General features: G+C 46.3%; 9 protein-coding genes. 8 read left to right on the top strand and 1 reads right to left on the bottom strand.

Annotation, left to right across the window (positions count from 1 at the left end; genetic code table 11):
• Window positions 1-205 precede the first annotated feature (205 nt).
• The 7 genes from LFYK43_RS03550 (at window position 206) to LFYK43_RS03520 (ending at window position 8027) form a co-directional block, all read left to right on the top strand.
• Window positions 206-1651: an APC family permease gene (locus LFYK43_RS03550; RefSeq protein ID WP_124975501.1), complete on the top strand. Its 1446-nt coding sequence runs from the start codon at window positions 206-208 to the stop codon at window positions 1649-1651.
• Between the two features lie 28 nt (window positions 1652-1679).
• Window positions 1680-3017, top strand: coding sequence for an aspartate aminotransferase family protein (locus tag LFYK43_RS03545; RefSeq protein ID WP_124975499.1), 1338 nt, complete (start codon window positions 1680-1682; stop codon window positions 3015-3017).
• 204 nt (window positions 3018-3221) lie between these two features.
• On the top strand, window positions 3222-3431 hold the full coding sequence (locus LFYK43_RS03540; RefSeq protein WP_124975498.1) for a hypothetical protein: 210 nt from the start codon (window positions 3222-3224) through the stop codon (window positions 3429-3431).
• A 54-nt stretch (window positions 3432-3485) separates the two neighbouring features.
• Window positions 3486-4433, top strand: coding sequence for a nucleoside hydrolase (locus tag LFYK43_RS03535; RefSeq protein WP_124975496.1), 948 nt, complete (start codon window positions 3486-3488; stop codon window positions 4431-4433).
• A gap of 640 nt (window positions 4434-5073) precedes the next feature.
• Entirely contained in the window at window positions 5074-6267 is a 1194-nt protein-coding gene (locus LFYK43_RS03530; protein WP_124975494.1) for a quaternary amine ABC transporter ATP-binding protein, read from the top strand.
• On the top strand, window positions 6267-7106 hold the full coding sequence (locus tag LFYK43_RS03525) for an ABC transporter permease (protein ID WP_124975492.1): 840 nt from the start codon (window positions 6267-6269) through the stop codon (window positions 7104-7106). Before LFYK43_RS03530 ends, LFYK43_RS03525 begins: the two co-directional genes overlap by 1 nt.
• Before the next feature lie 12 nt (window positions 7107-7118).
• Window positions 7119-8027, top strand: coding sequence for a glycine betaine ABC transporter substrate-binding protein (locus tag LFYK43_RS03520; protein ID WP_229717924.1), 909 nt, complete (start codon window positions 7119-7121; stop codon window positions 8025-8027).
• 127 nt (window positions 8028-8154) lie between these two features.
• Here the strand turns inward: LFYK43_RS03520 and LFYK43_RS03515 are convergent, their stop codons facing one another.
• The gene (locus tag LFYK43_RS03515) at window positions 8155-8988 is read right to left on the bottom strand and encodes a Cof-type HAD-IIB family hydrolase (protein WP_124975490.1); all 834 of its coding nucleotides are present in this window, start codon (window positions 8986-8988) and stop codon (window positions 8155-8157) included.
• A 619-nt stretch (window positions 8989-9607) separates the two neighbouring features.
• Between LFYK43_RS03515 and LFYK43_RS03510 the strand changes: the two genes are divergently transcribed.
• Complete coding sequence (locus LFYK43_RS03510) at window positions 9608-12268, top strand: HAD-IC family P-type ATPase (protein ID WP_124975488.1); 2661 nt, start codon at window positions 9608-9610, stop codon at window positions 12266-12268.
• Window positions 12269-12312 lie beyond the last annotated feature (44 nt).

Genomic DNA, 12312 nt, shown 5'->3' with positions numbered 1-12312 from the left:
TTACCTGGAGCTGGTACTGGGAGTTTTCCCGGCAACTAAAGGTTTTGCAGCAGTGCAAAATAAAAATAGGTGGTACCGCGTGATAATTACGCCCTATAAAGTCTCGGCTTTGTGGGGCTTTTTTTGATTTAATTTTTAATTATTTGCCGATGGGTCAATACATTTATTCATTTTAATAATACATAGGAAAGCAGGAGGAAATTTTATGAGCAATTTCTGGCAGAAAGTAACTCGCAAGGAAGATCCCAAGGTCTATCAAAGCAAGGATAAGCACTTATTGCAGGTTTTGGAAGTCAAGGATTTCCTGGCACTTGGTGTTGGGACGATCGTATCGACTTCGATTTTTACTTTACCAGGGGTCGTGGCTGCGCAACATGCCGGTCCTGCGGTTGCTTTGTCATTCTTAGCTGCGGCGGTCGTGGCTGCACTGGTCGCCTTTGCTTACGCAGAGATGTCATCCACCATGCCGTTTGCCGGATCCGCGTATTCTTGGATCAACGTTGTTTTTGGAGAAGGTTTCGGTTGGATCGCCGGCTGGGCCTTACTAGCTGAATACTTTATTGCAGTTGCTTTTGTGGGTTCCGGCTTATCGGCCAACTTGCGCGGCTTGTTGACACCGCTAGGCATCAAGTTGCCTGATCAGCTGGCCAATACCTTAGGGACGAATGGCGGCTGGTTTGACTTGTTAGCGATCGTAGCGATGCTGATCGTTTCCTTCATTTTGTCGCGGGGCGCCTCTGAAGCAGCGCGGGTCGAAAATATTTTGGTTATTTTAAAAGTCTTTGCGATCTTGGTTTTCTTGGTGGTTGGTGTCACGGCTGTTAAGAGCCAAAATTATGTTCCTTTTATTCCTAAACATCGTTTGAATCCAGACGGAACTTCATTTGGCGGCTGGCAGGGGATCTATGCCGGTGTTTCTTCGATCTTCCTGTCTTACGTCGGCTTTGACTCGATCGCCTCCAATGCGGCTGAAGCAAAAAATCCTTCTAAAACAATGCCGCGCGGGATTTTGGGTTCTTTAGTGATTGCCGTTACCTTATTTGTCGCCGTGGCTTTGGTTTTGGTTGGCATGTTCAAGTACAGCAATTATGCCAACAACGCTGAACCTGTTGGCTGGGCTTTGCGGACAGCGGGTCATCCGATCGTTGCCACTGTCGTTCAGACGATCGCAGTCGTCGGGATGTTTACCGCGCTGATCGGAATGATGCTGGCGGGTTCACGCTTGCTGTATTCCTTTGGCCGTGACGGCATGTTGCCAAAATGGCTGGGTGTCTTGAACAAAAATAATTTGCCGAACCATGCTTTGTTATTCTTAACCACGATCGCGGTGGTCATTGGTGCAGTTTTGCCTTTTGTCACCTTGTCGCAGTTGATCTCCGCCGGGACCTTGATCGCCTTTATGTTCGTTTCGCTTGGGATCTATCGCTTACGTCCGCGTGAAGGTAAAGATCTGCCACAGCCAGGCTTCAAGATGCCGTGGTATCCGGTGATGCCAGCTTTGGCCTTCTTAGGTGCATTGGCAGTTTTCATGGGCTTGGATAAACAGGCTAAGATTTATTCGCTGGTCTGGTTCATTATCGGGATCTTGATTTATGTTTTCTATGGAATGCAGCATTCGGATTTGACCAAACAGCAAAAAGACGAGCAGTAAAATTTAAAAATTTAGGGGGTACTAAGTAATGGCAACTAATGAAGAAATCTTGGAAAATGAGAGCCACTATGCAGCAGCACAACGGGTGCAATATTATGATATTGCGATCGAATCTGGTCACGGAGCCATCGTCAAAGACGCAAACGGCAAGGAATATATCGATCTGCTAGCCAGTGCGTCTTCGACTAATACCGGGCACACCCACCCGCACGTGGTCCAGGCGATCACAGACCAGGCGCATAAACTGATCCAATACACACCGGCTTATTTTGCTAACGTTCCTGCAGCTCAATTAGCCGAGCGTCTCTGTTCTCTAGCTCCGATCTCTGGTCCAGTCAAATTAAGTTGGGGTAATTCCGGCTCTGAGGCCAACGATGCGATCATTAAGTTTGCTCGCGCCTATACTGGGCGCCAATACTTAGTTAGTTATACCGGCGCATACCATGGCTCATCTTATGGTTCAATGAGCCTCTCAGCTTGCAGTCTCAATATGGCCCGCAAAATGGGTCCGTTACTGTCAGATGTCATCAAGGTCCCTTATCCGGATGCATGGGCTAAACTACCAGGGGAATCCGAAGATGAATTCGTTGAGCGGATGTTTGCCGCCTTTAAACTTCCCTTTGAGACCTATCTTCCAGCCGAAGAGACGGCGTTGATCTTGATCGAACCGATCCAAGGCGATGGTGGGATCACCAAGGCTCCGCAGAAGTATATGGAGAAGGTCTATCAGTTCGCACATGAACACGGGATCTTGTTTGCTGTCGATGAAGTCAACCAGGGCATGGGCCGGACTGGCAAATGGTGGTCGATCCAAAATTTCCCAAGGATTGAGCCGGACTTGATGAGCGTGGGCAAGTCAGTCGCTTCCGGGCTGCCTTTGAGCGCGGTGATCGGGCGGGCAGAAATTATGGACAGCTTGGGCTCACCAGCTAACGTCTATACGACTGCGGGTAATCCACTGGTAACGGCAGCCTCTTTAGCAACGCTCGACGTTTTTGAAGACGAAAAATTAGTCGAACGATCTGCCCGACTGGGTCAAGTTGCAGAGAAGTTCTTTGTTCAAGCCAAGGAAAAGCACTCGTGCATCGGTCAAGTCAGGATGTACGGTTTAAACGGCGGGATCGATATCGTCGATCCAGAGACTGGCAAGCCTGACCGCGAGGCAACGACCAAGGTGATCTATCGCATGTTTGAACTAGGGGTGCTGATCATTAGTTTGAAAGAAAACGTTTTGCGCTTTCAGCCGCCGCTGGTCATTACTGAGAAACAATTGGAGCAAGCCTTTACGATCATGGACCAAGCCTTTAGTGAATTGGAAGCCGGCAAACTAGCTTTGCCTGTCAATGCGGCTCAGATTGGTTGGTAGCTTTTAAAGTTTTACTTATATTAGGGCTGAACTTGAATGGAAGTCAGCCGAAATATTAGCCGCAAAAATACCAGCAAATTTTCGAAAAGTTAGAAAATTTGCTGGTTTTTTGCTGGGGTCAAGAACGTTTTGCCATATTCGTATTTAAATTGGCCGCCGGTCAGGTATAATACAAGTAGCAGTCAAAAGACGGCAGGTGAAAAAATGAAGTTTTCAACGATAGCTTTGTTCGCCTTTATTCTAACTGTAGATATTTGGGCGAGCATTCATGATACTAAGACTTTTCTGGCAGGCACGGATCCTGCTGGTAAACCATTATCCAAACGGGGCAAATTTTTGAACAAGGCCAATCTTGGAGTTGATGTACTCTTATTGGTCTTGATGGTCGCTTATTTATTGTCTTTTTTGAAATAGGCAAACCAGAGATTCTTGGGCAGCAAATTAATTCAACCAGTGGAGGTTACAGCAATGCGCAACTTTTATTTTAACCATGATGGAAACGTCGATGACTTAGTCTCGTTACTGCTTTTGCTGCAGATGCCAGACGTTAATTTACTGGGAGTCGGTGTCACAGATGCTGACGGTTACGTGGATCCAGCAAGCTCTGCTTCGCGGAAGATCATTGATCTCTTTGGTCACGAAGGACGGCGCCCGGTAGATGTCGCCAAGTCTAACTCTCGGGCTAAGCACCAATTTCCTGATGCCTGGCGTTTAAGTGCATTTTCTTTTGATGATTTTCCAATTTTAAACGAACAGCAAGGGCCAGTCACACCGCTGGCTAAAAAGCCGGGTCACTTGGATCTGATCGAAAAAGTGCAGGGCTCAGATCAACCAGTGACGCTCGTCATGACCGGTCCGCTGACTGACTTAGCGCGTGCTCTAGCAGTCGATCCAACGATTCAAAAAAAGATCGACAAATTGTATTGGATGGGTGGGGCTCTAGACAGCAAAGGCAACGTTGCCGCTCCGGGTGCGGATGATACGATGGAATGGAACGCTTATTGGGATGCCGAGGCTGTAGGGCAAGTCTGGGATTCGGATCTGGAGATCGTCATGGTTGGTTTAGATAGTACCGATCAAGTTCCGCTGACCAGTGAGCTGCGTTTACGCTGGGCGAGCCAGAGACAGTATCCAGCCCTTGATCTGATTGGGTTGGGCTATTCACTGGTCCATTCGTTTGAGGCTAACTCGATCTACTACCTGTGGGATGTTTTAACGACCTTGGCCAGCAACTACCCTGATTTGGTTGAATCAGAGCAGGTCAAAACTGCAGTTATTACGACAGGTGAATCAGAAGGTCGGACCTATCGCAGTGAGGTCGGACGAGAAGTTACTTTTGTGACGAGTGTCGATGCGAGTGCTTTTTACGATAAAATCGATGAGCTGGCAAAATTAGCACCGGAAAAAAATAAATAAGTCAAATAGTAATGCAGGCTACCTTTCGAGGTGCCTGTTTTTTTATCGTCAAAGTTAGCCGTAAGTGATTTGAATTTAGACAAATTTATGAAATTTCATTAGTTTTTGGCCGAATTTTTGGGGTTTAGCTGCTGCGGATAATTATGCGACCATAAATAAGGGCTTTCATTGCTGCTGTTATGCGCCTTAAAGACCATAAAATTAACGAAATTTTTACATTTAAATTATTAAGAAAACCTTAAGAAAATTTAAAAATGCCCGTATCTCGGACTTTTTATTCGGTCTATTATTAATTTTATGTTACGGTGGATATAGTGATTCGGCTGTAACATTTTTGTAATATTAACCAACACCACCACTTATTTCGTTAATTTAGGTTTAGCCGGTCAAAGCAAAATAACTTGGAACGGTTATTTTTTTTTAAAACGGAGAAGTTGTTTTCGAAGTTTAGACCGCAAACAAATGACGCCAAATATTTGGGTGGGAGTCAAATAGTCAAAGCCTTTCTTAAGCTGGCAGGTTCAGTCTACTGGACAAGGCAAGCCAAGCAGTTGCGAAGTTTTGCCATGCAGTCGATGCTCTTTTTAAATAAGCAAGCCAGGTTGGTTCTAAGAAAGCACGGACATATTGGAGGTATGGAATGACAGAAAAGGTTAAAGTTAAAAATTTAACTAAAATCTTTGGCAAACAGATCCCTCAAGCTAAAAAATTATTAAAAGAAGGAAAGTCCAAAGAAGAGATCTTGGCGCAAACTGGTTGTACAGTTGGTGTAAACGATGCTAACTTTGCGATCAATGAAGGCGAGATCTTCGTTGTGATGGGACTTTCAGGTAGTGGTAAATCTACTCTGATCCGGATGATCAACCGTTTGATCGATTCGACCGATGGTGATGTCGAAATTGACGGACAAAACGTGATGGGATTAAGCAAAGAAGAACTGCGGAAACTGCGTCAGGATAAATTCGGCATGGTTTTCCAGAACTTTGCGCTTTTCCCGCACCGTACTGTGTTGCAAAACGCGGCTTATGGTTTGGAATTAAAGAAAGTTTCCCTCGAAAAACGGGAACAAAAAGCACGAGAAGCGTTGGATCTGGTCGGTCTGAAGGGCTATGACGACCAGTTGCCTAGCCAGCTTTCCGGTGGGATGCAGCAGCGTGTTGGTTTGGCGCGGGCCATTGCCAATGATGCGGAGATCTTACTGATGGACGAAGCCTTTTCAGCTTTGGATCCATTGTATCGGAAGGAAATGCAGGACCTTTTGCTGCAGATCGAAGAAAAGATGCATAAAACAGTGATCTTTATCGGTCATGATTTGAACGAAGCCTTGAAATTAGGCGACCGGATCATGATCATGCGCGATGGTGTTGTGCAGCAGATCGGCGAACCAGAAGACATCCTGACTCATCCGGCTAATGATTACGTTGAACGCTTTATCGAAGGCGTTGACCGGACTCAGGTCCTGACTGCTAGCAGCGTAATGGCTAAGGCGCATACTGTCAATATTTCTAAAGCCGGTCCTCGTGTTGCCTTACGGCGGATGCGCGAAAACGAAATTTCTTCGATCTATGTCGTGGATAACGAAGATCGTTTCGTTGGCTTTGCAGATGCGCATGATGTAGCTGATCTGATCAAAGCAGGCAGCAAAGACTTGAAGTCGGTCTTGAAGACTGATGTGCCGAAGACGACTGCTGATACACCGATCAATGATTTGATCAATGATATTTCTAAGACACCGATCCCTTATATCGTGGTTGATGATGAAGATCATCTCAAAGGGATCATCTTGCGTGGGTCAGTCTTGGCAGCTATTTCTGGGGAAGAGGTGACCGCTTAATGAAAATTGGACAATTACCATTAGCTGATTGGATCAACTCAGGTGTTGACTGGTTAAGCCAATTTACCGGCTTCTTTAATGGAGTAACAGCCTTTTTCCAGGCGATCATCGATGCCATCCAGTGGGTCTTTGATCTTGTGCCTGAATGGCTCTTTATTATCTTGGTTTTAGCGTTGACTTATTGGCTTAAACGCAACCAAAAGAAGTTTGGCTTTATGACCTTTGAAATTTTAGGCTTATTGTTAATTTGGAACCTTGGTTTCTGGCGCGATATGACCCAGACTTTGACCTTAGTGCTGTCCTCTAGTCTGATCGCGATCATTGTCGGGATCCCGCTGGGTATCTGGATGGCTAAGAGCAGCAAGGCTGAAGTTGTGATCAAACCGATCTTGGACTTCATGCAGACCTTGCCGGCTTTCGTTTATCTGATCCCAGCCGTTGCCTTCTTTGGTATTGGGATGGTTCCCGGCGTCTTAGCCTCAGTGATTTTCGCAATGCCGCCGACAGTACGGATGACTTGCTTGGGGATCCAACAAGTCCCAGAAGACTTGATCGAAGCTGCAGATTCATTTGGCTCGACCAGCTGGCAAAAATTGATTGGCTTGCAGCTGCCGCTCGCTAAGACAACGATCATGTCTGGGATCAACCAGACGATGATGTTAGGTCTTTCGATGGTTGTTATTGCATCCATGATCGGTGCTTTGGGACTCGGGACACAAGTTTACTTCGCCGTGGGCCGAAACGATGCCGGGGCAGGTTTTGCTGCCGGGATCGCCGTGGTGATCGTGGCGATCATCTTGGATCGGATCACACAATCGTTGAACAAGACATCCAGATAAGGGGTGGTGAATTTGAAGAAAAAAATCCTCCGTTATCTGAAAATAGCAGCTATGGTCACCGGCTTGGCCTTGATCGTCAGTGCCTGTGCTAAACCAGCCAGCTATGACTCTAATAAGAAATTAGGCCCCCAGATCAACTATACGATCACCGGGATCGAAGCTGGTGCCGGGATGATGGGCAATACCCAGACTCTGCTCAGCAAATATGGTTTGAAGCAGGCTAACTGGCAGATCATGCCAAGTTCAACCGCCGCAATGATCTCGACTTTGGATAAGGCCGTGAAAAATAAAGAACCGATCGTCGTAACTGGCTGGCAGCCGCATTGGATGTTCGCTAAATACCCGCTTAAATTCTTGAAGGATCCTAAGCATGTCTATGGTAAAGGTGAATCGATGCGGACTGTGACACGCAAGGGTTTCTCTAAAGATAACCCGGGTGCCGCTAAGCTGTTAAAACAGTTCCATTGGACGATCAAAATGTCTAACCCGCTGATGCTTAAAATCAACGGCGGGATGGATAAACAAAAAGCTGTTGATCAGTTCATCAAGACTCATCCTAAGCAAGTCAAGGAGTGGACGAAGGGCGTTCCGCAAGGTCATGGTAAAAAGGTCAGTTTAGTTTATACGCCTTATGACTATGAAATTGCGACAACTACCTTAGTTAATACACTGCTCAAGCAAAAGGGCTACAAGTCCACGATGCGGCAGCTGGATGTTGGTGTGATGTGGAACTCATTGGCTAACGGTTCATCTGATGCTTCAGTTACAGTTGAATTACCAGTGACTCATGCACTTTATGCCAAGAAGTATAAGGGTAAATATGATCAGATCTCGGTCAACTTGCCTGGTGCCAAGACTGGTCTTGCTGTGCCAAAATATATGAAGAATATTAACTCAGTTGAGGATTTGAAAAATAAATAAAAGCAACTATTCCTACTAAAGAAAAATTGAGTAGGATACAAGCTTAGCCCCCGCCATTAGATACCGAGTGTCTCTAATGGCGGGGGCTTTTTTAGTATTAAGGAATGACAAAGAGTTGCTTGTTTCTTTACTCTGGAATGGTACCGGTATATTTCTTGAGTGCTTCGGCAACTCCGCCTTGATCATTGGACGCAACTGTGTGGGTCGCAACTTGCTTCACTAGTGGAATTCCATTCCCCATCGCGATCCCGATACCCGCATTTTCAATCATTGGCAGGTCGTTTTCGCCGTCCCCAATGGCCATGGTGTTTTTCAAAGGAATGTTAAAGTTCGCAGCGACTTCTCTGATAGCGCGCATTTTAGAAACATCTGCGTCGACGATCTCCAAGTAGGTAGGTTTGGAACGTAAATAGCTCAGATGCAGAGCTGGCTTTTGGTCCAAGAGTAATGCAAGCTGATCGATCGCATCAGGTTTGCCCATACATAAAATTTTATGTAACGGTTCGATCATTGTCCCAGCCTGATCGCTCAAAGCTGTAATTGTCGCACTGGTTCGAGTGATTTCTTCTTCTTGCTTGACCCAGTAGTCATGGCTGGAAGAAAACCAATCTTGGTTGGAAAAGGCATTGACGCTAACAGATAAGTCATTTTCTGCAATGATTTTTTCCAGCTGGGCTAAAACCTTGGCTTTCATCGGCTTTTCAAAGAGAGTAGTCAGCTGACCTGTTTGTTCTGTATTTTGTAAAACTAGGGCTCCGTTCAAGCAGACCATCAACGAATCGCATCCCAACTGCTGTGCTAAAGGTTGGATCCCTGCTGGCGGGCGAGCCGAAGCTAAAACAAAGATCCCGCCGTCTGCAACATATGCTTGCACGGCAGAGCTTACACTTGGTAAAACCTTGAAATCAGATGTGATCAAGGTATTGTCAACATCACTAAAAACGATTTGAATTTCCGGCATAATAGCTCCTTTGAGTATTGATCAGAGTGTGTCTCACCTCTTTATTATATACCTACATGTGGTGGGGGAGAGGTTTTGGGAAATTTGTTGTGTCATTGTTGTTTCTGGCGTTAATATACCTTGACTTAATTCGAGGCTTTTGGCGGATCACTGGCTTTGGCGAATTCTAACAGACCAGTCATGGCAACTGTATTCAAGAAGTTGACGACTTCCTGCCGCGAATAGGCTGGATCAGAGCTCCAGAGGCTGATAACGCCTCAGATCGCAGAACTGGTAAAACTGGTCAGGAGCTGCTGATTTTTTGATTTTTAGGAGTAATACAAGGGTAAAAACTTGAAGAAAATTCAAAAATCAGGCAACATTAATTTAGTGGACCAAAGCATTCTTAACTAAAAAATTACAATTTGATTAAGAATATTAATTTTTAACATTCTATTGGAATGGTTTGCTATGGTTAATTTAGAAGAATTTAGAATTCAGGGGTGATGCAGAAAATGGATTCAGACGCAGGCGCGTGTTGGTGCTTAGATATGTTTTGTATCCTGCTTGAATAGTTATTGAATCAGTCACACACTGTTGTACGTGTTATTGATCAAAACGAATTCAGGAGGATCAGAGAATGGAACATTATCGACGACGAACTTCAGACTTGAGTCAGAATTATGCTGAAGGTTTATTTGAAAATGGTTTAAAAAATGAAGATGCAAAGCAGCGGTTAGCAAAAGACGGTCCGAATAAGCTGGAAAGCAAACGGACCCCTAAGTGGAAGATTTTTTTGCGTCAGTTCGACAATATGATCACTTATATTTTGATTGCAGCGATGGCGATGACCTTACTTGTCGGGGATCAAACCGACACCTTAGTTATTGGACTGGTGGTTGTGATCAATGCCTTTATCGGCTACTTTCAGGAGTCTAATGCCGCTGACGCTTTGGATCGGATCCAGCAGATGTTAGCACTGGAAGCCACCGTTTACCGAGATGGGATGCGGCTGGATATTCCTGCCGAAGAGCTGGTCAAGGGTGACGTTGTTTACCTGGAAGCCGGTGACAGTGTACCGGCCGACTTGCGGATCGTACAGGATGCTAATTTGCGGATCCAGGAATCCTCGTTGACCGGTGAAACTGACGCAGTGACTAAAACTGCGGACGAGTTAAGCGGGGCTAAAGTTCCGCTGGCTGACCAGACTAATATGGCTTTTACTTCTACGAGTGTTGCGAACGGCTCAGGCTTGGGCGTAGTGGTCGCTACCGGAAATGAAACTGAGATCGGGCAGATCTCGACGGCGGTGGCACAAGCCAAGCCTAAAGAAACACCGATGATGAAAGAGATCGGCAATCTGGGGAAAGGGACCTCGATCGGCGTTTTAGTCGTTGCGGTCGTCTTATTTATTCTGGGATTTTTCTTAAAGATTTATTCTTTGCCAGTCTTGGCACTGTCGGTGGTCACGATGGTCGTGGGCTCGATCCCAGAAGGATTGCCTGCAACAACATCGGTGATCTTAGCCTTAGGGGTCTCCGATATGGCCCGCAACAAGAAAACGATCGTCAAGACTTTACCTGCGGTTGAGACCTTAGGCGCGGTCGATGTGATCGCGACTGATAAGACCGGGACTTTGACTAAAAATGAAATGACTTTGACCGACCTCATTACCAAACAAGAGCATTATACCGTGACCGGGACAGGTTATACCCCGGATGGCGAGCTGATGCAAGCCGGACAGTCGGTCGCACCCGATCTTACAGTGCAGACCTTTTTAACGGCTGGTTTTGCGGCGAATGACACCGAGTTGGACCAAGACGAAAACGGCGAATATCAGATCAACGGTGAACCGACTGACGGTGCTTTTTTGACGGCTTACCATAAAATCATGCAAACACAAGAGGCTCCGGACTACGAGTCGCTGGACATGCTGCCGTTTGACTCGGAATATCGCTATATTGCGCGTTTAGTCCGGGATGGAGCGACTGGCAAGAAATTTCTGTATACTAAAGGTTCGCCTGACAAAATTTTTGAAATGGCGGCTGCGGCTGAAACTGATTTTGATGTTGAAGGCTGGACTGAAACGGTCGAGAAACTGGCACGCTCTGGCAAACGCGTGGTTGCAGTCGGAGTCGCAGAGGTTGGCACAGATGTGACGGAAGTCAGCCATGAACTGCTCCAGCAGGGGATTCAATTTTTAGGTCTAGCCGGGATCATTGACCCGCCGCGGCCTGAAGTGATCGCAACTTTGAAACAGTTAAACGCAGCTCATGTTCAAGTTAAGATGATCACCGGTGATTCTCCAATCACAGCGACTGCGATCGGAGAAAAACTGGGGCTTGCCGACAGTATCAGCGCGATCACTGGCCCTGAATGGGATGAATTAGATGAAGAAGGGCGTAAGCAAGCTGCCCGTCAGAACCAAGTCTTCGCCCGTACGACTCCACAAAACAAGTTGGAGATCGTGGAAGCCTTGGAACAAAGCGGCATGGTCACGGCAATGATCGGTGACGGTGTCAATGATGCGCCCGCACTGAAGACCGCCGATATTGGGGTCTCGATGGGGGTCAAAGGGACCGACGTTGCCCGTTATGCCGCGGATATGATCTTGACTGACGACAACTTTACGACTATGGGCACGGCGATCCGTGAAGGCCGCCGGATCTATGACAATATCAAGAAGAGTATTTTGTTCCTGTTGCCGACCTCATTTGCCGAAGGTCTGATCGTTTTCTTCTCGATCCTGTTAGACATGCCGTTGCCGTTGACTCCTAGTGAGTTATTATGGATCAACATGGTTTCAGCGATCACGATCCAGTTTGCGTTTATCTTTGAGCCCGCAGAAATTGGGATCATGCACCGGCGGCCGCGGAAAAATGGCCAATCGATGGTTAACAAGCACGATGTCTTCCAAATGATCTATGTTTCGATCATCATTGCAGGGACTGGACTGCTTGGTCATAGCTGGCTGCTTGATCAAGGAGCCAGTGCAGCCGTTGCTAGTACCTTGATGGTCAATATTATTATTGGTGGAAAGATTTTCTATCTCTTTAATATTCGGACAACTCACTTTGCTTTAAATAAGGATATTTTTTCCAATAAAAAAGCCTTTGCTGTTATTGGGATCATGCTAGTTTTACAGGTCTGCTTGACCTATGTTCCATTTATGCAAGACCTGTTCTCAACTGCTTCAGTCAGCATCGAAGCCTTCATCGTTTCCTTGCTGTCAGGGGTCGTTGTCTTTATCATTGCAGAACTGGACAAGCTGGTCCGTAAAGGCCTGGCAAAAGCTAGATAGTAAGATTGGGTCCAAAAATACCGTTCATCTCTGATCGATTGGTC

The sequence above is a fragment of the Ligilactobacillus salitolerans genome (assembly GCF_003864415.1).
GTDB classification, from domain to species: Bacteria; Bacillota; Bacilli; order Lactobacillales; family Lactobacillaceae; genus Ligilactobacillus; species Ligilactobacillus salitolerans.
Note: the sequence above shows the minus strand (reverse complement) of the source record. Positions and strands in the feature narration are given on the sequence as shown.

Bases quoted from the DNA above. Each gene is read 5' to 3' on its own strand.
- LFYK43_RS03550 (WP_124975501.1), top strand. From the start codon at position 206: ATGAGCAATTTCTGGCAGAAAGTAACTCGCAAGGAAGATCCCAAGGTC.
- LFYK43_RS03545 (WP_124975499.1), top strand. From the start codon at position 1,680: ATGGCAACTAATGAAGAAATCTTGGAAAATGAGAGCCACTATGCAGCA.
- LFYK43_RS03540 (WP_124975498.1), top strand. From the start codon at position 3,222: ATGAAGTTTTCAACGATAGCTTTGTTCGCCTTTATTCTAACTGTAGAT.
- LFYK43_RS03535 (WP_124975496.1), top strand. From the start codon at position 3,486: ATGCGCAACTTTTATTTTAACCATGATGGAAACGTCGATGACTTAGTC.
- LFYK43_RS03530 (WP_124975494.1), top strand. From the start codon at position 5,074: ATGACAGAAAAGGTTAAAGTTAAAAATTTAACTAAAATCTTTGGCAAA.
- LFYK43_RS03525 (WP_124975492.1), top strand. From the start codon at position 6,267: ATGAAAATTGGACAATTACCATTAGCTGATTGGATCAACTCAGGTGTT.
- LFYK43_RS03515 (WP_124975490.1), bottom strand. From the start codon at position 8,988: ATGCCGGAAATTCAAATCGTTTTTAGTGATGTTGACAATACCTTGATC.
- LFYK43_RS03510 (WP_124975488.1), top strand. From the start codon at position 9,608: ATGGAACATTATCGACGACGAACTTCAGACTTGAGTCAGAATTATGCT.